The organism is Dyadobacter sp. SG02 (assembly GCF_900109045.1).
In the GTDB taxonomy this organism is placed as follows: Bacteria; Bacteroidota; Bacteroidia; order Cytophagales; family Spirosomataceae; genus Dyadobacter.
In genome coordinates this window covers 215779-239079 of record NZ_FNYL01000015.1, presented here as the reverse complement: position 1 = coordinate 239079, position 23301 = coordinate 215779, and the positions used below count along the sequence as shown (strand labels likewise).

Below are 23301 nucleotides of genomic sequence, written 5' to 3'. Positions count from 1 at the left end.
GACACCCTGGTGAAGTAAAAATGCAACGGAAGTTTCCGCATTTTTACTCGTTTTTAGTGGAATGCCTCGTAATTTTGCCATCTGAAACTATAAGGCAAGAGGCAATGGATTTAAATAACATTCTGAAACAGATCGAGTTTGTAAAAGAAATAGACAAGCTCAAATACATTCAAAGAAAAACCAGGCTCTTCAACAGCGACCGGAACGAAAACGACGCGGAGCACAGCTGGCACCTCGCGGTCATGGCCATCGTGCTGGCCGGGCATTCCAATGTTCCGGTCGATGTGCTTAAAGTTGTGAAAATGGTGCTCATACACGATATCGTCGAGATCGACGCCGGCGATACGTTCATCTACGATACCCAGAAAAGTCATACTAATACAGACGACGAGCGCCTCGCAGCAAACCGGATTTTCGGGCTGTTACCCGCGGAACAGGCTGCCGAACTGATCGCCGTTTGGGAGGAATTCGAGGCAGGGGAGACGAGCGAAGCCAAATTTGCGAGATCTATGGACCGCCTGGAACCACTCCTTCAAAACAGCTCCAACAACGGCGGTACCTGGAAGGAATTCGGGGTGAAATACGAGAAGGTTTACGAAAAGAAAAAGGTGATCAAAGACGGATCGGAGACGCTTTGGGCTTTTGCCGAAGGGTTGATCAACGAAAGCGTCGAAAAGGGGATCCTGGAAAAGTAAACCGGTACACCCGGCTCGGCGGGACCTTCCTTGGTCTACATTTTCAGCGGTTCATCTACATTATTTTTCGGGAAGCAGGCATTTCATTTCCTTTGCTTATCACCTAAAAAGCAATGCTATGAAAACGACGAGAAATTGGCTGATAATCACCTTCCTGATATCGATATTGGCCTGCTTCACACGCGAGCCCGCGCCGTTAAAGCCCGCCTATGCGTGGAAAGAACTGCTCCCGGCAGGAAGCGGCACGCACCAGTACGAATGGAAATCCGGTACCTACCCGATGGGCCTCGTGCCACACGTGGCATTTGGCGGTAAACTTTGGATGGCCGGGCAAAAAGCGGCCTGGTCGTCGTCTGACGGTGTTACGTGGACACGCCACGCCAAGAACGACTGGGGCGAACGCATCTACATTTCAGGGATTTATTTCAAAGACAAGCTCTGGCAGACAGGGGGAATGCGTTACCAGGAGCGCGAACTGACGAATGAAATATGGAGTTCCGGCGATGGTTCCGAATGGCAGAAGGCAGGCAACGGAGCATGGGGGCCACGAAAAGGGCACGCATTGGTTGTGTTTAAAAACAAATTGTGGCTCTTTGGCGGTACTTCCCGGATCTCGCGGGATTTCGAATCGCTGGAAATGAAAAATGACGTATGGTCGTCGGCCGACGGTCTGAAATGGACGCAGGAAGTAGCCCGGGCGCCCTGGTCGCCGCGCGACTCGCCGCAAATGGTGGTACTGCGCGACACGCTTTACATGGTAGGCGCGCAGGGAATGGCCGATGTGTGGCGTTCGGCCGATGGCAAGAACTGGACGCAGCTCACGGCCGAAGCCGGCTGGAAGAAGCGCTTCGATATGGGCGTGCACGCATTCGACGGCAGGCTGTGGGTATTTGGCGGCCGCGACCTCAATCCCGACCACCACAAAGGTGCATTGAACGACGTCTGGTTTTCGGCGGACGGCAAGGACTGGTTCCGTCACGCCGAACATGCGCCGTGGAGCGTCCGCAGCGGGGGCAACAGCGTCGTATTCCGGGATCAGGTATGGATTTTCAGCGGCAAGCACACCGGCGCCGATCCGGTCTGGAAGGGGGATGTGTGGGTGCTGCAAAGGAAATAAAGTAGCCCTGCGGTGATATCGGAAAAATTGAATTAAAAACTTTAATTGCAATAAATGACTAAGAAATAGGGTGTTCCGGCTTTTAACATCCGAGAGGTGTGTTAAGACAGGAAATCCATGAAAGCACGAGCGAAGAGGTTTGCTTTTTTGAAGTGGGTAAAATGGGCTGCCGCGGCCTGCGTGGGCGTGCTGCTACTGGTCCGCTGCGGCGCGGAAAAGCCGGAAGAGCTGGAACTGGCATTGAAGGAAATACCCGGGGAACTGGATTTTAACTACGATGTCAAACCCATTCTGTCGGACAAATGCTTCGCCTGCCACGGACCCGACGCCAAAAAGCAAAAGGGCGGCTTGCGGCTCGATACCGAAGAAGGTGCCTATAAAGCATTGAAGAATGCAAACAAACAGCAGGGAGGGTTGCGTCACGCGGTGGTACCCGGCGACCTGGCTGCCAGCGAAGTGTACAACCGGCTCATCTCGCACGACCCGGATGTGAAAATGCCGCCGCCTGCCTCCAATCTCACATTAACTATCAAAGAAATAGCGGTACTAACGCGCTGGATCGAGCAGGGCGCCAAATACAAGCCGCATTGGTCGTTCATCAAACCCGAAAAACCGGAACTTCCTGAACCTGAGCGGGAAAACTGGGCGTACACGCCGATCGACAAGTTCATTCTGGCCAGGCTGGAAAAGGAAAAATTGTCGCCCTCCCCCGAAGCCAGCCGTGAGGACCTCATCCGCCGGGCAAGTTTCGACCTCACCGGCTTGCCGCCTTCACTCGCCGATATCGACGCATTCGTGGCCGACAAATCCTCCGATGCCTATGCAAAGCTGATCGACCGTCTGTTGCAATCGCCAGCTTACGGCGAGCGCATGGCCAGCGAATGGATGGACGTTTCGCGCTACGCCGACAGCGATGGCTACCTCGACGATAAACACCGCGATTTCTCGCCCTGGCGCGACTGGGTGATCAGTGCTTTTAATCGGAATATTCCTTACAACCGGTTCGTTACCATGCAGTTGGCGGGTGATCTGGTGCCCGGTAAGACCAAAGAAACCATTCTCGCTACGGCATTCAACCGGCTGCACAAGAAGAGCTCCGAAGCCGGTATCGTTTTCGAAGAGTACCGCGTGGAATACAATGCCGACCGCGTACAAACGCTCGGGCAGGGCATTCTCGGTCTTTCCGTACAATGCGCCCGCTGCCACGACCACAAATACGACCCGATCAGCCAGGAGGCCTATTACAAAATGTTCGGGCTTTTCAACAGTACCAACGAAACCGGCAGCCCGGTTTACGGTCCCGACCAAACGCCTGGCCCCGCATTGCTGCTGACGACGAAGGAAAACGAGGAAATGCTCCGGTTCTTCGACCGGAAGATCACCGGATTGAGCAACCAGCTAGCCAGTAGCCAAGACAATTCTGAACAAGACCTGCAAAAGTGGCTGTATACCCGGGCATTGTCCGAAAGGTTGCTCGATCAGAAAACCCGTGAAGGCCTGGTCGCTTATTATCCCTTCGACAAAGCGGCCAAAACGGGCGACGGCAAGACCGTCATGCCTAATGCGCTCAACGCAAAACAGCTGGCACAATGCAATGAGATCATCCTGAAACCCGGCGTGAAGGGCAATGCCTATTTCGTTTCGGATTACAATTCGGTCAAACTCGGAAACAATATCGGCTGGCACGAACGCACCGAGCCTTTTTCGGTCGAGTTGTGGATCAACCCGAATACCGTCTACCCCGACGCCGGTATATTCTACCATTGCGAGGACCTGCGGCTCGGCTATAAGGGCTACTCGCTGCGTCTGGCCGACAATAAGTTACAGTTTATCATCGCGCATTCCTACCCGCAGAACGCCATCCAGGTGAGCACCCTCGCGCCCGTGCCCGTGAAGGCGTGGACGAAGGTTACCGTCACCTACGACGGTACCAGCAAAGCCGCAGGGGCGAAGATTTACGTCAATGGCGAGCTGGCGAAAACGGCTGTCGACGTCGATAACCTCTACAAAGGCATTTTGTATGAAAAAGATATTCATACCTATGGTTTCCAGGGATTTATGGTCGGGCAGCGTAACCTGCTCATTCCGTTTAAAGACGGCGGGATCGATGAGTTGAAAATCTATGACAAAGCGTTGACGGCCCTGGAAGCTTTGTATAACCATAACCCGAAAAAAGCTGCTGAAATACTGAAAAAACAGGTTTCGGATGATCAGCACACGATGGTGAAGGATTTTTACAATGCGCATTTCAATGCAAAAACAAAAATGCTGCGCGATAGCCTGAAAACCCGGATGGACGAGCAGAATAAGCTCATCAATAATATCCCTGAACTGATGGTGATGGGTGATCTCCCGAAACCACGCCCGACTTACCTCCTCACGCGCGGTGCGTACAATGCGCCCGGGAAGCAGGTAACACCGGGTGCGCTGGATGCCGTAATGCCTTTCGATGGGAAATTTCCGCAAAACAGGCTGGGCCTCGCGCGCTGGCTTTTCGATAAAGACAACCCGCTCACAGCACGGGTGTTCGTGAATCGTATCTGGCAAATGCATTTCGGCAACGGCATTGTGCGCTCTTCCGCAGATTTTGGTAACCAGGGTAACCTGCCGTCGCATCCCGAGCTGCTCGACTGGCTGGCCGTCGATTTTATGGAATCCGGTTGGAATATCAAAAGGCTGCACAAGCTCATCATGCTGTCGGCAACCTACCGGCAGACGTCCAAAACGACCCCGCAACTGCTTGAAAAAGACCCGGATAACACACTGCTTGCAAGAGGTGCGCGCTTCCGTTTTACTGCGGAAATGATACGGGATAATTCGCTATTTATCAGTGGTTTGCTGGTTGACAAAATTGGCGGTAAAAGTGTTTATCCCTACCAGCCGGCCGGTCTCTGGGACGAGCTGAGCGACAAGGTATGGCGTTACAAATACCAGCAGGAACCCGGCGAGGGGCTATACCGCAGAAGTCTCTACACGATCTGGAAGCGAACCTCCCCGCCGCCTTCGATGCTGATCTTCGACGCGCCCGAACGTGGTGAATGCGTGGCCAAACGCCGCTCTACCAGCACGCCGTTGCAGGCATTGGTACTGCTCAACGACCCGCAGTATGTGGAAGCGGCGAGGGCATTGGCCGAGAAGGTTTTGCACGAATGTAAAACGAATGGATCAAATGCGACGGGACTCGCATTCAGGATGATAACCGGGCGTCGGCCCGACCGGACGGAGCAGAAAATTCTCGCGGAATTTTACACGGACGAGCTCAAACGCTTCCGCGCGCGACCCGCGCAGGCGCTCGAATACCTGCGTACAGGCGAGCGCAAGTGGGACTCGACGCTGCCGCCGGAGGAAATAGCCGCATTGGCAACCGTATCCGGTTCGATCATGAATACCGACGAGGGACATACCCGTAAATGACAGGATTATGGAAGATTTGAAAAAGGTATTGACACAACTCAACCGGCGGGATTTTCTTACCAAGGCAGGTCTCGGCTTCGGTTCCATCGCGCTTTCGAGCATTTTGCAGGCTGGTACCTCGCCCGGTGCGCGTGCACGGGAGGCAGCGAATGCGGAATCGGCGGTAGCGCCGTTCATCCGCGGGCCGCATTTTTCACCGAAAGCGAAGCGCATCATTTACCTGTTCCAAAGCGGCGGCCCTTCGCAGCTGGAAACATTCGATTACAAGCCTGCATTAGCCAAATGGCATGGCCAGGAAATCCCGGATTCAATCAAATCGACGCAGCGGAACTCGGGGATGGTGGCCGGGCAGTCGACTTTTCCATTGGTCAAATCGATCTATGATTTCAAACAATACGGGCAGTCGGGCGCGTGGGTGAGCGAACTTTTGCCTTACACGGCGGGTATCGTCGACGATCTGTGCATTGTGAAGTCGGTATTTACGGAGGCGATCAACCATGAGCCGGCGGTCATGTTCGTGCAAACCGGCTCGCAGCAAAGTGGTCGTCCGTCGATGGGCTCGTGGCTGAGCTATGGGCTCGGCTCCGATAATCAGAACCTGCCGCATTTTATGGTATTGATTTCCAAGGGTGTAAGCGGTGATCAGCCATTGAGCACGGCTGCGTGGGCCAATGGCTTTCTGGCGTCGCACCACCAGGGCGTGCAGCTCCGGGCGGGGAAAGATCCGGTACTTTACCTGCAAAACCCGTACGGCGTGCACAAGGAAGACCGCCGCCGCGCATTGGACCGCATTAAGGAACTGAACGAGCACCAGTATACGCTCTGGGGCGATCCGGAAATACAGTCGAAGATCAGCCAGTACGAAATGGCGTATAAGATGCAGACGTCCGTGCCCGACGCGCTGAATACCTCCGACGAGCCGGAATATATTTACAAAATGTACGGGGAAGATGCCCGTAGGCCGGGCAGTTTCGCGGCCAATTGCCTGCTCGCGCGGCGTATGGCCGAGCGCGATGTGAAATTTATCCAGCTCTACCACATGGGGTGGGACCAGCATGGCGATTTACCTAAAAACATCGCCAAACAGGCCAGGGACGTCGATCAGGCGTCGGCTGCATTGGTGAAGGACCTCAAACAGCGCGGGTTACTCGAAGATACGCTTGTGGTCTGGGGCGGCGAATTTGGTCGCACCAGTTTTTCGCAGGGCAAACTTACGGCCGATAATTACGGCCGCGACCACCACCCGGGCTGTTTTTCGATGTGGATGACAGGCGGCGGCATTAAAACCGGCCAGGTCTACGGCGAAACTGACGAATTCAGTTACAATGTTGTGAAAGACGGTGTGCATGTGCATGATTTCCAGGCGACATTGCTGCATCTTTTCGGGTTGGATCACGAGAAGCTGATATTCAAACATCAGGGGCGACGGTACCGGCTTACCGATGTGCACGGCAAGGTTATCCAGGGTTTGATCGCCTAGCGGCCGGGGAAGGGCTTTGGGTTTTGTCAAGTAAAATTCATGGGAAATGTGCTTCATTGAGGTGACTACTTACATTCCGATGAAACCGAAACTCAGATCCATTGCCCTCGCGTTCGCATGTGCGTGCGGGAGCCAGTTGCTTTTTGCACAAAATACTTCCATTACCATTTCCAAACGGTACCTGAACCTGCCCGTATCCCAAAGCGACGACCGGGCGGTAATGCATTTCAATGTGAATGGTAAACCGGAACGGTCGTTCAAAATACGGCTCGCATCGGGTAAGCCCGATTACTGGGTGTTTTGCGATGTTACCGCATTACAGGGGAAAACCGTCTCCATCAGCTACGACGGCAAGCAGGATGGCCTTACGAAGATATTCCAGGACGATCGTTTCTCAGGCGAGGACTCGGTATACCGCGAGCGGAACCGCCCGCAATACCATTTCACCACCCGTCGCGGCTGGATCAACGATCCGAACGGGATGATTTTCTACGAAGGTGAATACCATCTTTTTTACCAGCATAACCCCTACGAATGCGAATGGGAAAATATGTCGTGGGGACATGCCGTGAGCAAGGATATGGTGCACTGGCAGGAGCTGCCGACGGCGCTGATGCCCGATGAAATGGGTACGATGTTCTCTGGCTCGACCGTCATCGATTATGAGAATACCGCCGGTTTCAACAAAGGAAATGCACCCGCTATGGTCGCCTTCTTCACGGTTGATAACCCTGAAAAGCAGGTGCAATGCATGGCATACAGCCTCGACAAAGGCCGTACCTGGACCAAATACGGCAAAAACCCGCTGATCGACTCGAAAGCCAAATGGAACAGCAAAGACACGCGCGACCCGCGGGTGTTCTGGTACAAGCCCGGCAAGCATTGGGTCATGGTGCTCAACGAGCGCGACGGCCATTCTATTTATACCTCCCAAAACCTGAAAGAATGGCAATTCCAAAGCCATCTGACCGGCTTCTGGGAATGCCCCGACCTGTTCGAACTGCCCATAGACGGCGATAAAAGCAAAACCAAATGGGTGATGTACGGTGCTTCGGCCAGCTATATGATCGGTTCATTTGATGGAAAAACCTTCAAACCGGAATCAGGCAAGCATTACTATACAACCGGCAGCATTTACGCCGCGCAGACTTTCACCAATATGCCCGAAACCGACCCGCGCCGCATTCAAATCGGCTGGGGCCGGGTATCACATGCGGGTATGCCGTTCAATGGTATGATGCTGCTTCCTACCGAATTGCAGCTCCGGACTACTAAAAACGGCCTGCGACTGACCAGCAAACCGGTGAAAGAAACCGAACCGCTTTTCAAAAGAGTAGGGCAATGGTCGGCACTGCCGGCCGAGGAGGCCAATGCGAAACTGAAATCGCTACCATCGCCCGATCAGTTTCGCATTAAAACGACCCTCAAACTCTCGCACGCCACCAGCGCCGGACTCTCGCTCTTCGGCCAGCGGATACTGGATTACGACATGAATTCCAACCTCGTCAACGGCGTGTTCTATTCGCCCGAGGATATGACCAGCATGGAAATCACCGCGGATATTTATGTAGACCGCACAACCGTCGAGGTATTTATCGATCATGGTGCCTATTCCTATTCACTGCAACGCAAACCGGCTTCGGACGCGAAAGACGTGCTCAATTTCTGGGGTAACCGCATTGAGGTGAAGAACCTGGAAATTTACACCTCGGAATCCATCTGGAAATAGGGCGCTTTATCACAAAGGGTACTCACGCAGTAGCCGCGTCGAACAGCCGGCAATAATTCCCGCCGCCGATTTTGCCTATTTCCTGTTCATTAAAACCCGCTTTGAGCAAAGCTTCCACAACGGTATAGTAAAAGCCTGTTTTCTGATCGGCCCAGGCGAAGTTCGTGCGCTCGCCCGCGCGGACGCCCTGCTGCGCTTGCCCGCCAGCACCGCGATTGGGTGCATTCGGCGACCGGTATGCCGGGGTCAGCTTGGTATCCGTGCCAATGGCGACGTGGTCCGCGCCGATAATCTCGACGAGCGCCCGCACATTGGCCGCAAATTCGATCGGAGTCTCCGCAAGATGCGTCCATACCCCTATCACTCCGCCTGCGTCGGCAACGATCTTCGACTGTTCTTTGCTGATCAGCCTCGGTTTCATCATTTGGGCCATTCGTTCATTTTGGCCGGGTTGGGTATCGAGGCCGGTGTGGGAAATGAGGACGGGTTTGGTCGCCACTTTGAGCGCCGCATCGATGGTGGCGTTACTTGCATGGGCAAGGTCTACAAGAATACCCTGCCTGTTGCATTCCCGGATCACATCGGCGCCGAAGGCCGTCAGGCCACCCCATTGCGGAGTTTTGGTATAAATATCGCCCAGCGGTACAGAGGCGTCGTTGTCGTGCAACAAACCCAGGTGGCGCAGCCCGCGCTCGTACGCGCCCGCAAGCCTGTCGAGTTTCCCTTCCAGGAAATGCGCTCCTTCTACCGACTGAATGACGGTCGGATGATGTTTTTGGCGTGCAATTTTAAGGTCCGAAAGGTTGAAAGCACGTTTGATTTTATTGTCCTTCAATGCCTTATCCATCGCGTCCAGGCCGCTGACAAACCGGTTGTAGGCATCACCGGGATTGACGAGTTTCTGGTAATCGACGGCAAATGTCATGCAAACGGCAGTCAGTCCCGAGTTCTTCAATTCACCGGCGAGGTCGATGGCCGGTCCCGGTAGCTCCGGGGCGTTAAGCGGTACATCGATGTGGTTATGAGTGTCGATACCGATGGTTTTTGCGACAATGGCCGCAATGCGCGGGTCAATGTCCTCTGTTTGTCTGGCAAAAAGGGGATGTAGCAGGAATGCGCCGCTTGCGCCGGCGGCTGTCGTGAGAAATTGTCTTCTGGAGTAGGACTGGAAAATGCTTTGCATATCGGGTATAGATATTGGCCGCGGCCTGATTATTCAAGGGCAGTACGTTTACCAATATCAATTCGTTGCAGGGCGCTACTTTTCAGCCAGCGTTGCACCCGTCAGCTTGATCCGGTACGGCCACTGCTCTTCCTTCTGCTGGGCCGCCTGCCGCCCGAATGCAACCGGCCAATGCTCGGCAGGCGCACCGCTCACCACGAACCAGAGGTATTGCGTGTCTTTGGGTAACTTGAATGTCGCCTTGCCCTTCGCTTCGCGCGAGACTTTCCCGTAAACGCGCTTACCATCTTTGGTATGCGCTACAAAACCATAACGCCAGCCTGCTTTGTCGGTTTTTACATCGCTGTATCCTTTCGCGCCCGCAATGCCTTCGAAATCGACGGTTACCGTTGCGCCCTTCGCCGGAACGGCGAGCTGAATGCCATTGTACCCGTAGTTTTGCGGCGCATTCGACGAATCGACCTGGTACCAGCCATTTCCAATGGCGGTGAGTTTGGTGGAATGTTTGTCGGCATAAGGCGCCGCCACTTTTTCGACCCTTTTCAGGTCCCAGGTCATAAATCGGCTGGCCGCTTCGAACATCTCGTCGTTGAATGCCTCCTGGCTGAGGTTATTGAGCCTTTTGTAGGTCGTTACGGGGTCTTCGCCTTCCTGTGTGGAGCGGCATAACGTGCCAAAAAACTCCTTGCCGTGTTTCTCCGACCAGTATTCGAGCACATACGGCGAGTGGTACATGTTCTGCGGATGCAGGAATGCAAAATGCGTCTTTTTGAGGTAGCTCACGAAGTGGTAGTTCTCGAAAGTCATCCACTCGGGATACACCTGCCACAGCATATACTGGGCCGACATTTCCATGACCGGCCCACGCGGGCCCGTCTTCGCGTCCGAGCGCGACATGTACTGGAACGCGTGCCCGAGCTCATGCGCGAGGGCCCCGTAAGGCGCTTTCGACATCCGCACCGCCGGCGTCCAAAGTATACCGATCTTGTTCTCGACGCCCCCGCCGAAAGCGGTCTGCTCCTTGCCGCCGATCACGTAGAGGATCATCTTGTATTGGTCGGTAAGCGACTTGCCTTTTTGAACAATTTTCAGATCATTGACATAATAATCATAAAACCGCTCACATTCGCGCAATGCCTTCTGCACGTCGAAACGCCGGGTGGAATCCGGGTTCGTCATCGGGTCTTGACCAAACTCTTTATGCCAAAAGATCGCGATATTGTCCGATTGCACCATCCGTTTGTAGCTGAACTCGCTTTCTTCGCTGTTGTAATCGTTGCCGTCCGGCACCCGCATGGCTTTGGCGGGAATGTAGAGTTCTTTGGTCTGCGCGACGCTGCGTGAATGTGTTAGGAACAGCAGTATTCCAATAAATGCAAATGTCAGGAGAAGGTGGCGTTTCATGACCGGTTTAGCTTGGGATTCAGGATGATATTGCAAAATATATCCTTTGAAATACACTTGCCCGATCTTGCGCCGATCCTGCTAAAAATGGTAACGGAGTGGTTAATATCCAGTAATGTCAGGTATGGTCAGGCGTAGTCAGGTTTGGTCAGGTATGGTCAGGAATAGTCAGGTATGGTCAGGAATAGTCAGATATGGTCAGGAATAGTCAGATATGGTCATTAAACTCCTTCACCACACTTGACAACACCTGACCATACCTGACCACTCTTGACCACTCTTGACCACGCCTGACCATACCTGACCACACTTGACCACACCTGACCACAAATGACCTAATTCCGATAAACGACATTCCCGCGATGCACGAGCGCCTTTACGGGCGAAATACGGGCAACAGCCTCGGCCGAGCAACTCGCCTCTACCAACACAACACTTGCCTCGTCACCGGCCTTGGGCCATTGCTGTTTTCCTTTGTCATCGAGCGGTACAATACCGCAGGTCGCCAGTTTGAGGCAACGCGATAAATCCAGTTCCGTCGACTGGCCGTAAAGCTGTGCCATCAGGTTTGCTTTCTGCAACACGCTTCCCGAGCCGAATGTATTCCAGTGATCCACAATGCTATCGTTCCCCGTCATGACGGTCACGCCGTGGCGGTAGAGGGTAGGAATAGGCATAATGGTACTGCCGAAAGGGACAGTCGAAATTACGCCTACCCGTGCGTGCGCGAGTTTTTCGGCGGTTTCTTCCAGTTTCGGTTTTTCCAGTTTTGCGAGTACGAAGCAATGGCTGAGGAATGTTTTGCCGGCCAGCGCCGGGTTTTCGACTACTTTTTGGGTCAGGTATTCCACCGTTTTCAAACCCGGCTCGCCGCCTTCGTGCAGGTGGATATCGATGCCTTTCCCATGATCGAGCGCGAGTTGGACGATAAAATCGATCTGTTTTTCCACGCTCCCGTCGATTGCATTGGGGTCCAGGCCGCCGATGAAGTCGATATCCATCGCGGCGGCTTCTTTCATCAATTGCTCGGAATGCGAATAGAAAACCCCGTGCTGCGGAAATGCTACCAGCTCCGTTCCGAAGGAATCTTTTTTGTTTTCAATCGCTTTTTGCAGGTTTTTCAGCGAATCCAGCCTCGACGTCGGCTCGATATTGACGTGGCTTCGCGCAAAATTGGTACCCTTCGATTGCAGCAGTTCAATGATCTTCTCAGCGCGGTAAGTCGATGTTTTCAGCAGTTCGGGCAAAGTTTTTTGCTCGAATGCGATCATATCCTTCACCGAACGGTTTTTTGCGAGCCGCGCTTTCCATGGCCCTCCGTAAAATGTTTTATCCAAATGAATGTGCATATCCCTGAACGCCGGGAGCATGAGCTGGCCTTTGGCGTCGGTTGCGTCGGCTTTCGGATCGTTGGGAAGCACGGCCTTGATTTTTCCATCCTCGATCTCCACGTTGAAAAGGCCTGTTTCGGTCGCGATTACCTCGCCGTCCTCATATACAAAACCCGTTTCCAGCCGCACATTTTTCAGTACCCATTTCTTTACCGGCTTGCGGCCTGTTTCAGTCTGTTGCGCCGCGCCGGTGGCGAACGCACCCGGTTTTTTGACCAGTATTTCGCCGGCCAGCAGCAAGCCTGAACTCTGAATGAATGTTTTGCGGGAAATGGATTCCATGTGCCTGGGATTAAGGTTTTTGCAAAATTAACCCCGATAGCCGTCTGAAACGATGCGCTATTTATGCTAAAACTTGCAGGATTTATAACGCATTACGAAATGCACGGGGCGACAGGCCTGTCTGGGCCTTGAAGAAGTTGGAAAAATGAGGAAGATCACTGAACCCGAGTTCGAAAGCGATCTCTTTCGCCGATTGCCCCGAAATCAGCAACAAACGCTTCGATTCCAGGCCGATGCGATTATGGATCAGGAATGTGGCCGGGACGTGCAAATGCCTTTTACAGAGAATATTAAGGTAATTGGGTGAAATGTTGAGCTGGTCGGCGTAGAATGCCACGGTTTTGTGGGATTTGAAATGCGTGTCCACCAGCGCATGGTATTTGAAAAGGATCGGATTGGCGCGATACGCACCGATATCCTCGTAAATGCGTTCGGCCTCGCGGCTCACCAGCTGCAAGGCCACCCGGCTCCGCAGTTGTACCATATCCCAATCCACCACCGCAGTGCCCAGCTCGCCTTCCAAAGCTTCGAGCTCGTAACACAATGCCTCGAAAACCGTATGTGGCAGATCGATCACCGGGTGGTTCCGGTAGGATATAAACGAAAGCCTTAAAAAGTTGGAAGAGGTCTCGAAAGCCCGCCGCCCGACCATCAGCTGAAACCCTGTCGTGCCCTCGTCGAGTTCCCAGCGATGCACCTGTCCGGGAAACAGCAAATGCACCTGACGATCAGCCACTTCGTAATCCACAAAGTCGATCGAATGCGTCCCGCGCCCTTTCCGCACGACAAAAAGCATGAAGAAATCATGCTTGTGCGGCTTCTCGATCCGGGCCTTCCCATCCAGCTCATGGCGCAAAAGCTTGTACCCCGACTCCGCCGAAGAGTCGAATGCATCGATGCCAAGAGTAGGGAACGCCGTTTTCGTATTCATAAGATGAAAGTACAAAAAATGCCGCAAGGGGGTTCCCGGTTCTTATTGTAAGGTCAAAGGCCGGATTTGCAGGCGGTACAGATCAGTGTGTATTTCAAAATAAAATTTTTTAAAATATTAAACTATTAAATTGGTAGACTAAATAGTTTAATTAATTTTGTGCACCAGCCACCACCAAATCGCGATTTCTCATGTACCTGAGCAGCATCAAGCTTGCACAGGGCGCGTGAACGAGCATGTATTCATTTAACTAACACCTGAATATGAAAAGGTACGTTTATCAACTACTGGGGCTGGCGGCGGCGTGGGTGCTGTCCGCATTTGCTGTAACCGACAATACTTACGAAGAGCAGATCCGCGACTGGCACGAGAAACGCGTCGAAAGCCTGAAAGCGGAGTCAGGCTGGCTGAACCTGGCCGGGCTGTTCTGGCTCAAAGAGGGGAGCAACACTTTTGGCAGTGACGAAAAGAATGACATTTTGTTCCCCGAAGGCAAAAGCAACCCGTTTTTAGGCGAGTTTTTGCTTGAAAAGGACAAAGTAACACTGAAAGCCAAGCCTGACGCGCAGATTTTCAATGGAGACGAGCCGGTGACGGAGCTCGCTATTTTTGATGACGGCAAGCCGGTTACCCTCAAACACGGACCATTGCGGTGGTTTGTGATCAAGCGCGGCGAGAAGTATGCGATCCGCCTGCGCGACCTGGAAGGCGAGTACCTGAAAGGTTTTTCAGGAATTGAAAGGTATCCCGTGCAGGAAAAATGGCGGGTAAAAGCACGTTTCGTGCCTACGCAGGGACGCAAAGTATCTATTACCGACATTACCGGCCGCACCGACGACCAGGTATCGCCCGGCAAGCTGGTTTTCACGGTCGATGGCAAGGAATATAACCTCGATGCCGTGGGCAAGCCCGAAAGCCTGTTTATCATCTTCGCCGACCAGACCAACAAGCACGAAACTTACGGCTCCGGCCGCTTCCTGTATTCGTCCGTCGAGGCCGACGGCACCGCATGGCTGGATTTCAACAAAGCCATCAATCCGCCCTGTGCATTCTCCCCTTATGCCACCTGTCCGCTGCCACCAAAGCAGAACAAGCTCACGCTTGCCGTCGTAGCAGGTGAGAAGCGCTACGGCGACCACTAATCCGCGATTCCGCTCCGAATTTTTCAGACTTTCCTGTCCCAATTCCTCTGTACTGACCTTCACCGGGCACCCTGCTTGACGCGGGGTACCCGGGCAGGTCGCTGCTGCCTATTCGTGCCTTTTTTCACTCCCAAACGCATTTAAACCTCATTAAACATGATAAAACCTTACTTTACGAATTTACGTATAGATCAATACGGTACTGCCGGCCGGATCGCATTGGCAGCGCTGATGCTCGGGCTGGCGACGCCGGAGCAGACTTATGCCGCCCGGTCATTGGCGTCGGTGCTGGTGCGTGCGGACAAGCCGGTCTCGGGTGTGATCCGCGACAGGGAATCGGGCCAGCCGTTGCCGGGCGTTTCGGTGATCGTGAAGGGCTCTTCGAATGGTACTATCACCGACCAGGATGGTAAATACCAGCTCATTGCCCCGGAAAATGCCACTTTGGTGATATCTTTCATTGGTTATGCGTCCATTGAAAAACCCGTGGGCGGGCAGACGCAGATCGCCGTGGAACTGAGCGCCGATACACGCCAGCTCAGCGAGCTCGTGGTGGTGGGTTATGGTACGCAGACGAAGTCGGAATTTACGGGTTCGGCGGTCCGTTTGAAGGGCGAGGCCATTAAGGAGCAGCCGATCCAGAGTTTCGACCAGGCGCTCGCGGGGCGTGCGGCGGGGGTGAGTATTTCCCAACCGAACGGCGTGCTCAATAACCCGCCGGTGATCCGTATACGGGGCATCAACTCCATTTCACTGAGTTCCTACCCGTTGGTGGTCGTGGATGGTATTCCGATCAACACAGGTAATGTTTCGACGAGCACGGCGGTACCGAATAATCCGTTGGGCGACATTAACCCGGCGGATATCGAGTCGATCGATGTGCTGAAAGATGCCGCTTCGACGTCCATTTACGGCTCCCGTGCGGCTGCGGGTGTGCTTTTAATTACCACTAAAAGAGGCAAGACCGGCAAGCCGAGGATCAACCTCGAATCCTGGGCGGGGGTGTCGGAAGTGACGCGACTTCCCGAGCTTCTGAATGCCGAGCAGTACATCGCCATCAAGAACGAGGCGGTGCTGAATGCCAAGATTTTAGGAGGAAACGAGCATAATGACAAAGTACCTTCCGCATTGTTTTTCCAAAATACCAACCCAGATGGCACTCCGATCGACACACGCTGGTACGACTACATTTACCGCACCGGCGTTTCACAGAACCATAACCTGAGCGTTTCGGGCGGTACGCAAAGCACTAATTATTATTTTTCAGCCAATTACAGTAAGCAGAACGGTTTCCTGCGTGCGAACGAGTTCGACCGGAAATCGGCGCGTTTTAATATTGATCAGGAGGTAAACCGCTGGTTAAAACTGAACGGAAGTGTTTCGTACAACTCTACCAACAATGCGTCGCCGTACGCCGGGTCGTTGCCGGGCTCGAACTTCTTTCTCGTGGGCCTGGCACGATTAGCCATTGCATTGCCGCCCAATGTGCCTGCCTATAATCCGGATGGTTCGTACAACATCAGTACGGCCAGCCCGAACACGATCGGAATGGGTAACAACCAGGTGGTGAGCAACTGGGGTAATCCGGTGGCGCAGTTGGACAAGAACCATTACACCTCGGCCAACGACCGCATTATCGGTAGCTTCGCCGCGACGGCGCAGCTCCTGAAAAACCTGCAATTCCGCACCAGCTATGCCATCGACAGGCTCCGTACCGAGACCAAAACCTTTGACAGCGCATTGCAAGGCAACGGCTATTCCACCAAAGGCAATGCCGTGAACGTGTCGGCGCTGCGCGACAACTGGAACTGGACCAACACCCTGACCTTCACGCCCACATTCGGCAAGCATTCGGTGTCGGTGCTTGCGGGATATGATGTGCAGAAATTCAATAACTCGGCCTGGGGCGCGTCGCGCTCGCAGGGTGCCGATCCGTTTTTCGAGAATTACCAGGGCAACTGGGGCTCGATTACCAGCTCGGGCAATGAGCTCGACGAGCGCGCTTATCTCTCCTATTTCTCGCGGGTGAGCTACGACCTCGCGAAGAAGTATTTTGTGACGGTCAATTTCCGCCGCGACGGTAACTCTGCATTGGGTTTTGATAAGAAATACGGGAATTTCGGCGGTATTTCCGGGGGCTGGGCGTTGTCGGAAGAAGCGTTTTACAAAAACCTGAAACTGGCCTCAGTACTGAGCTCGGTGAAGCTGCGCGCCAGCTGGGGACGTGTCGGAAATGGTAATATCAGCAATGCATTCGGTTCGCTGGAACTGTACAGCGGCGGATTGTACGGCAGCTCGCCCACCTGGGCGATCTCGCAAGCGGGTAACTCCGACCTGGGTTGGGAAACGAGCCGCCAGACCAACATCGGCGCGGACCTCGGCCTGCTCGACGACCGCATTCAGGTGGATGTGACGTATTTTGACAACAATGTCGACGGCCTTATCCTCAGCGCTCCGCAGGCTATTTCAAAAGGTATCCCGGGTAACTCGATCCTGCGCAATGTAGGTGCAATGTTCAACCGCGGCGTGGAACTGGGCATTTCGGCGAACATCATCCGCTCGGGCGAGTTTTCATGGAATGCGTCGGTCAATTTTACGAAGTTGAAGAACAAGGTAACGGGACTTTCGGACGGCAATACCGACATTGTAGGTACTACGCACGTAGCCTACGAAACCACCAACGTGACGCGCGTCGGGCATTCGGTGGGGAGCTTGTATGGGGCTAAAACAGCCGGTGTGAATCCTGAAAACGGTCGTCGGATATTTATCAATGCCAAAGGAGAGAAGGTACAATACAGCCAGATCGTCGGTCCGGGCGAGAGCAACTGGACGTACCTCGACGGCTCCAAAGCGGCCGCCATTACCGGTGCCGACTATTACCTCATCGGCGACGCGCTACCGAAATGGTACGGGGGATTTTCCAACACATTCAAATATGGCGCATTCGATGCTTCGGTGAACTTAACCTTCGCGGGCGGCAACTACGTCATGAACGGTACCCGCGCCACCTTGCTCGACCAGCGTGCCTACAACAACTCGACCGAAATCCTGAAACGCTGGCAGAAAACGGGCGACATTACCGACATTCCGAGGCTGGTTTACAACGATCAGCTTTCCAGCGGCTCGTCATTCCCGGTATCTACCAATGCCGAAAAAGCCGATTTCCTGCGTCTGCAAAATCTTTCGCTCGGCTACCGCCTGCCCGCGTCGGCATTTGGCAACTCCGGCATCGGGCCGGTGCGCATTTATGCGCAGGGATCGAACCTCTTCCTGCTGACGGGCTACAATGGTACCGACCCGGAATCGTCCGTGAACGGTAATTCCAACACCACGCCGGGTATTGAAAAGAACTCGGTAGGGCAGGCGCGGACTTTCACACTCGGTGTAAATCTTAGTTTCTAATTATCAGGTATTTCAATCATGAAGATATTCAATCAAACAGGCCGTAAATGGATCGGCTGGGGCTTTTCTATGGCATTTGCATGGGTGTTGCCGTCTTGCGATTCCGACACGCTGCTCCATCCCGTTCCCGAAACTTCTATTACCGGGGCGAATGCATTCGAAACGCCGGAACGCGTGCTCGGGTTGGTGAATGGTATTTATAAATCTGCTAAAGGGGGTAACTTCTACGGCGGCAACTATTACACCTACTCCGAAGTGCGGGGCGAGGAGTTCATCAACCGCACAAGCAACACATTTACCGCTTTCGAAGCGTGGAACCATACGCTGAATGCGAGCTCTAACTTCATCGCGGGCTTCTGGGCGTCCGGTTTTGAGACTATCAATAATGCCAATATCCTCACCAAAGGCATTGGCGAGCACCCGGGCGTCGTGAGCGACGCGCTCGCGAAGCAATATGCGGCCGAGGCGAAATTCGTACGGGCATTGAGCTACTTCGCGCTCGTGACCGCCTATGCGAGGCCTTACAACGAGGACCAGGGCGCATCCAAGGGCCTGCCGCTGCGCCTGCAAGCGGAAACGACGACCGACAATAACGACCTGAAACGCAGCACCGTCGCCGAGGTTTACGCACAGATCATCAAAGACCTGGACGAAGCCGAGGCCGACCTGCCTTTGAATTACACGACCGCATTACTCAACACCACCCGCGCGCACCGCAACACCGCCATCGCATTGAAAACGAGGGTGTACCTCAACAGCGGCAAGTATGACAAGGTGATCGAAGAAGCGAAAAAGATCGTTTCCACCGTACCACCGTTTGCGGCGACCGCCGGCGTGAAACATCAGCTAGGCAACATTATTGAAATTTTTACAACCAATTACACCAGCACCGAATCGATCCTCTCCGTCCCGATGACCGAACTCGATAACGTGACCGGGCAGACATCTTTCCCGTACGTGATCAATGCGAACTCGGAATACAACCTCAACCCGACGGGCATCTGGGGCGAACCCGAATGGCGCACAACCGACCTCCGGCGTACGTTCGCGCGCACGGCATCGGGTGTGCAGTTCCTCACCAAATATGCCAAACCATCGCCGTTCCTGGATTACCTGCCCATTCTCCGCTATTCGGAAATATTGCTGAACTACGCCGAAGCCGCAGCCCGTACCGGTGACCTCGCTACGGCCACCGCATTGCTCAAAGCCGTCCGCACCCGCTCGGATGCCAGCTACCAATTCCCGAAAGAAGCAACCGGCACGCAGCAAGCATTGGTAGCAACGATCCTGAAAGAACGCCGGATAGAACTGCTCGGCGAAGGCCTCCGCTCCATCGACATCCTGCGCAACCTGGCCCCATTCCCAGCCAAATCAGGCAACGGGTTAGTGGCGCCCGAAGTGGTTTCATCGCAAACCAACTATGTATTCCCGTTGCCCAACACTGAAATCATCACCAACAAGCTGTTGCTAGACTAAATTGGCTCCGACAGTCCCGCCCGGTGGTATAATTCCGAATCTTTCGGCATTTGTATCCGGGCGGGATTTTTACAGTATTATATTTGTATATCAATTCTATAAAATTAATAGACTAGATACTTTCACAAACGACCAAATACGAGGCGCATGAAAACCTATCAGCTCAAACTCACATACCCCGAAACACTTAGTGTACACCATATTACTTCATTGGTAGAATCGGTCAAAGGCGTAAGGATACAGCGGTTGAATATCATCGGGCGCGGGCGCGATTTTGTGGGCGTGCTGGTAGTGGAAACTGCCGGACTGCTGCATTACGATTCGCTCGTGGAGCGGCTGCGTTCGCGGCAGGAAGTTTTGCTCGACGAGCCGGAAATTGCACCGTTATGATGACGATGGCATTCCAATAGCATTTTCAATTTCGATTTTGCTGCTATAATACTTCTGCCTGACGGGAGTGTTATAGCAGCTTGCGTTTAGTAACAACGACAACCACCAAAAATATGCTTGGAAAACTCAAAATTGGCATTATTCTCAACGCGATCCTGTCGCTAAGCGGCATCACCTTTGATGCGGTCGCCGGTCCCGCAACGCCCAACATCGTCATCATCATGGCCGACGACCTCGATAGCCGGCAGCTGAGCTGCTATGGCGGGCAGAATTTGAAAACGACGCATATCGATGCATTGGCGAAGGACGGGTTGAAATTCCATAACCTTTTTACTTCGGAGGCGATGTGCGTGCCTACACGCGCATCGCTTTTTACCGGTTTGTACCCGGTGCGCCACGGCTCGTTCCAGAACCACAAGCCGGTTTATGATAACCTGAAAAGCGTGGGACATTACCTGGCCGACCTTGGTTACCGTGTTGGGCTTACTGGCAAGGACCATGTTACCAAGCCCAAAAGCGTTTTCCCATTCGACATTGTCAATGGTTTCGAACCCAATTGCGTGGCACCGACGGACGATTACCGGCTGGACGATGTGAAAAAGTACATTACCGCGAGCGACAAGCCCTATTGCCTTTTTGTCATGAGTATCAACCCGCACGCACCGTGGACGGTAGGCGATACCACCGAATTCGACGCCGCGAAATTGAAATTACCCGCCAACTGGGTGGATACGCCGGTTACCCGCAGGCAGTTTGTGAAATATCTCGCCGAAGTACGTCGGCTGGATGATCAGGTGGGGGATATTCAAAAATTACTGAAAGAGACGGGCCAGGACAAGAATACGATCCTGATCTTCCTCGGTGAGCAGGGCGCGCAGTTTCCCGGTGCTAAATGGAATCTGTACGATACTGGCCAGCGCAGCTCGATGCTCGTCAAATGGCCGGGAAAAGTCAAGCCGTCGACCGAGACGAATGCATTGGTACAATACGAAGACATTACCCCGACGCTGATCGACATTGCGGGTGGAAAACCGGTTGCCGGGCTCGACGGGCGAAGCTTTTTGCCGGTGATTACGGGTAAAAACAAAGAGGCGCGCAACTACGCTTACGGCATTCATAACAACATCCCCGAGGGCGATCCATACCCGATCCGCAGCATCCGCGACCACCGTTACAAGCTGATCCTGAACCTCACGCCCGACAAACGGTATTACAACCGCTTCATGATGAACCGTGAATCGACGACCCGTAATGCCGTGTGGTTCTCGTGGGTGGATGATACCAAAGATCCGAAGGCGAAAACGATTACCGACCGTTTCGAAAACAGGCCGGCCGTGGAATTTTATGATACGGAAAAAGATCCGTTCGAGCTGAAAAACCTCGCCGCCGACCCGCAATACGCCCAACGCATCGCAAGCCTGAAAACCGAACTCGAAGGCTGGATGAAACAGCAAGGCGACGAAGGCGCTTCCATCGATAAGGTTTATCCTAAAAAACAGGAAGCAAAATGAAGCAACGGCTCATCACATTCCTGGTACTGATAACCATCTACGGTCCATCGTCGATCGTCCATGGTCAACGCCCCAACATCCTCCTCATCATGACCGACGACCAGGGCTACGGCGATTTTGGCTTCACCGGCAATCCGCACGTGAAAACGCCGAATATCGACCAGCTCGCGGCACGTTCCACGCGGTTGACCAACTTCCATAACTCTCCCGTATGTGCGCCCACGCGTGCGAGCCTGCTCACGGGCCGCTATCACCAGCGCACGGGCGTGCACGACACCTACAACGGCGGTGCGATCATGGCCGCGGAGGAAACGACATTGGCCGAAATCCTTTCGAAAAATGGTTATAAAACGGGCATTGTAGGTAAATGGCATTTAGGCGATAACTATCCGTTCAGGCCTTCCGACCAGGGATTTCAATATAGCCTGATCCATGGCGGTGGCGGGGTAGGGCAGCCGGGGGATTTTTACGAAAACTTCATCCGCACCGACAGCAGCTATTTCAATACAACCCTGGCCGAAAACGACCGGAAAGTGCAGCGACAGGGCTATTGTTCGGACGTTTTTACCGACCAGGCCGTTGAATTCCTGCGCGAAAAGCGCTCTGCACCCTTCTTTTTGTATGTGTCCTACAATGCACCGCATACCCCGCTGCAACTGCCCAAAAAGTATGAGGATATGTACAAAGACCTCGCATTTGACACCGAAACCGACCGGCAGCAGGGCAAAGCCTGGGCGAAAATGACCGATAAGGACAAGGCCGATGCCCGCAAAGTGTACGGAATGGCGACGAACATCGACGACAATGTCGGCCGCATTCTCTCGGAACTCAAAAAGCAGGGTTTGGAAGAAAACACGATCGTTATCTTTCTCACCGACAATGGCAACCAGCAACTGCGCTTCAACGCCGGTTTCCGCGGGTTAAAGGGAAGCGCCTGGGAAGGCGGCACCCGCGTGCCATTTCTGATTTCGGGCGCAGGGCTTTTTGAAGCCAACAAAGAAGTGAATGCATTAACGGCCCACATCGACGTGTTGCCAACCTTGCTGGAAGCGGCGAAAGTCCCTTTGCCAGCAAATCTGAAAACGGATGGCCGGTCCGCATTGAAAACTATCCAGGGCAAGCTGGCACCTACGCCGCGTACTTTTTACAATGCCTGGAACCGCGGCTGGCCGGAACCTTACCGCAATGCGGCCTTTTACAGGAATAATTTCAAACTGGTCGCATTCAATGCCGACGGCGATGACCTGAACACATTCGGTTTGTTCGATGTGGACAAAGACCCTTTTGAACAAAACAACCTTGTGCAATCGCAACCCGCATTGGCCAAGCAATTAAAAAAAGGACTGGACAGCGTCTTTACCGATATTTCAAACAGTCCCAACCTGACACCCAGACACATTATCGTCGGCTCGCCACACGAACCGGTGTCCGTCCTCACGCGTCAGGACGCCAACGGAACCAATATGGGCGCCTGGCTCTCCGACAAAGCGACGGGCTACTGGAATATCACCATTGCGCAGGACGGTTATTACAACCTTCGCTCCATTCACACCGCGCCCATCGCGAAAGGCACAAGAAGCCTCGTGCGGGTAGGCCACGTGCAGCGGAGCGCCGTTGCGAAGGGAGATAGCAATGCTGTCACGATCCATAACGTGTGGTTAAAAAAAGGGGACTACCTCGTGGAGTCGTGGTTTGAAGGGCAGGGAGGGGTGACGGGGCCGTATTATGTGGAAGTTTCGATAAATAAATAGAAA

15 protein-coding genes are annotated in these 23301 nt (G+C 53.6%); 11 read left to right on the top strand and 4 right to left on the bottom strand.

The features are described 5' to 3' along the window. Positions 1–104: 104 nt before the first annotated feature. The 5 genes from BMW93_RS29025 (at position 105) to BMW93_RS29005 (ending at position 8435) form a co-directional block, all read left to right on the top strand. Positions 105–695: an HD family hydrolase gene (locus BMW93_RS29025; protein WP_090384786.1), complete on the top strand. Its 591-nt coding sequence runs from the start codon at positions 105–107 to the stop codon at positions 693–695. A gap of 118 nt (positions 696–813) precedes the next feature. Further along, entirely contained in the window at positions 814–1812 is a 999-nt protein-coding gene (locus BMW93_RS29020; protein ID WP_090384785.1) for a hypothetical protein, read from the top strand. 117 nt (positions 1813–1929) lie between these two features. Beyond that, on the top strand, positions 1930–5226 hold the full coding sequence (locus BMW93_RS29015) for a DUF1553 domain-containing protein (RefSeq protein WP_090384783.1): 3297 nt from the start codon (positions 1930–1932) through the stop codon (positions 5224–5226). A 7-nt stretch (positions 5227–5233) separates the two neighbouring features. Continuing rightward, on the top strand, positions 5234–6706 hold the full coding sequence (locus tag BMW93_RS29010; RefSeq protein WP_090384781.1) for a DUF1501 domain-containing protein: 1473 nt from the start codon (positions 5234–5236) through the stop codon (positions 6704–6706). 46 nt (positions 6707–6752) lie between these two features. After that, positions 6753–8435: a 2,6-beta-D-fructofuranosidase gene (locus BMW93_RS29005; protein ID WP_229240946.1), complete on the top strand. Its 1683-nt coding sequence runs from the start codon at positions 6753–6755 to the stop codon at positions 8433–8435. Between the two features lie 22 nt (positions 8436–8457). On the opposite strand, the gene BMW93_RS29000 is transcribed toward BMW93_RS29005, so the two are convergent. The 4 genes from BMW93_RS29000 to BMW93_RS28985 form a co-directional block, all read right to left on the bottom strand. After that, positions 8458–9618 (bottom strand): dipeptidase, encoded by a 1161-nt coding sequence (locus tag BMW93_RS29000; protein WP_090384779.1) that lies wholly within the window; start codon positions 9616–9618, stop codon positions 8458–8460. Between the two features lie 75 nt (positions 9619–9693). Then, on the bottom strand, positions 9694–11022 hold the full coding sequence (locus BMW93_RS28995; protein ID WP_090384776.1) for a DUF6055 domain-containing protein: 1329 nt from the start codon (positions 11020–11022) through the stop codon (positions 9694–9696). Between the two features lie 335 nt (positions 11023–11357). Beyond that, on the bottom strand, positions 11358–12695 hold the full coding sequence (locus BMW93_RS28990) for an amidohydrolase family protein (RefSeq protein WP_090384774.1): 1338 nt from the start codon (positions 12693–12695) through the stop codon (positions 11358–11360). 82 nt (positions 12696–12777) lie between these two features. After that, positions 12778–13626 carry a helix-turn-helix transcriptional regulator gene (locus BMW93_RS28985; protein ID WP_090384772.1) on the bottom strand — a complete coding sequence of 283 codons (849 nt, stop codon included), beginning with the start codon at positions 13624–13626 and terminating at the stop codon, positions 12778–12780. A 263-nt stretch (positions 13627–13889) separates the two neighbouring features. On the opposite strand from BMW93_RS28985, the gene BMW93_RS28980 reads away from it, so the two are divergent. The 6 genes from BMW93_RS28980 (at position 13890) to BMW93_RS28955 (ending at position 23298) form a co-directional block, all read left to right on the top strand. Further along, on the top strand, positions 13890–14768 hold the full coding sequence (locus BMW93_RS28980; RefSeq protein WP_090384770.1) for a DUF1684 domain-containing protein: 879 nt from the start codon (positions 13890–13892) through the stop codon (positions 14766–14768). A gap of 156 nt (positions 14769–14924) precedes the next feature. Then, complete coding sequence (locus BMW93_RS28975; protein WP_090384768.1) at positions 14925–18170, top strand: TonB-dependent receptor; 3246 nt, start codon at positions 14925–14927, stop codon at positions 18168–18170. Positions 18171–18188: 18 nt separating this feature from the next. After that, positions 18189–19646, top strand: a complete 1458-nt coding sequence (locus BMW93_RS28970; RefSeq protein WP_090384766.1) for a RagB/SusD family nutrient uptake outer membrane protein — start codon at positions 18189–18191, stop codon at positions 19644–19646. Between the two features lie 147 nt (positions 19647–19793). Next, positions 19794–20036, top strand: a complete 243-nt coding sequence (locus BMW93_RS28965) for a hypothetical protein (RefSeq protein ID WP_090384765.1) — start codon at positions 19794–19796, stop codon at positions 20034–20036. A 113-nt stretch (positions 20037–20149) separates the two neighbouring features. Then, entirely contained in the window at positions 20150–21547 is a 1398-nt protein-coding gene (locus tag BMW93_RS28960; RefSeq protein ID WP_229240944.1) for a sulfatase, read from the top strand. Then, positions 21544–23298, top strand: a complete 1755-nt coding sequence (locus tag BMW93_RS28955; RefSeq protein WP_090384762.1) for an arylsulfatase — start codon at positions 21544–21546, stop codon at positions 23296–23298. The genes BMW93_RS28960 and BMW93_RS28955 overlap by 4 nt, the downstream gene beginning before the upstream one ends. Positions 23299–23301 lie beyond the last annotated feature (3 nt).

Bases quoted from the DNA above. Each gene is read 5' to 3' on its own strand.
- BMW93_RS28995 (WP_090384776.1), bottom strand. From the start codon at position 11,022: ATGAAACGCCACCTTCTCCTGACATTTGCATTTATTGGAATACTGCTG.
- BMW93_RS29000 (WP_090384779.1), bottom strand. From the start codon at position 9,618: ATGCAAAGCATTTTCCAGTCCTACTCCAGAAGACAATTTCTCACGACA.
- BMW93_RS29010 (WP_090384781.1), top strand. From the start codon at position 5,234: ATGGAAGATTTGAAAAAGGTATTGACACAACTCAACCGGCGGGATTTT.
- BMW93_RS29015 (WP_090384783.1), top strand. From the start codon at position 1,930: ATGAAAGCACGAGCGAAGAGGTTTGCTTTTTTGAAGTGGGTAAAATGG.
- BMW93_RS28960 (WP_229240944.1), top strand. From the start codon at position 20,150: ATGCTTGGAAAACTCAAAATTGGCATTATTCTCAACGCGATCCTGTCG.
- BMW93_RS28955 (WP_090384762.1), top strand. From the start codon at position 21,544: ATGAAGCAACGGCTCATCACATTCCTGGTACTGATAACCATCTACGGT.
- BMW93_RS29005 (WP_229240946.1), top strand. From the start codon at position 6,753: ATGTGCTTCATTGAGGTGACTACTTACATTCCGATGAAACCGAAACTC.
- BMW93_RS29025 (WP_090384786.1), top strand. From the start codon at position 105: ATGGATTTAAATAACATTCTGAAACAGATCGAGTTTGTAAAAGAAATA.
- BMW93_RS28975 (WP_090384768.1), top strand. From the start codon at position 14,925: ATGATAAAACCTTACTTTACGAATTTACGTATAGATCAATACGGTACT.
- BMW93_RS28980 (WP_090384770.1), top strand. From the start codon at position 13,890: ATGAAAAGGTACGTTTATCAACTACTGGGGCTGGCGGCGGCGTGGGTG.
- BMW93_RS28970 (WP_090384766.1), top strand. From the start codon at position 18,189: ATGAAGATATTCAATCAAACAGGCCGTAAATGGATCGGCTGGGGCTTT.
- BMW93_RS28990 (WP_090384774.1), bottom strand. From the start codon at position 12,695: ATGGAATCCATTTCCCGCAAAACATTCATTCAGAGTTCAGGCTTGCTG.
- BMW93_RS28985 (WP_090384772.1), bottom strand. From the start codon at position 13,626: ATGAATACGAAAACGGCGTTCCCTACTCTTGGCATCGATGCATTCGAC.
- BMW93_RS28965 (WP_090384765.1), top strand. From the start codon at position 19,794: ATGAAAACCTATCAGCTCAAACTCACATACCCCGAAACACTTAGTGTA.
- BMW93_RS29020 (WP_090384785.1), top strand. From the start codon at position 814: ATGAAAACGACGAGAAATTGGCTGATAATCACCTTCCTGATATCGATA.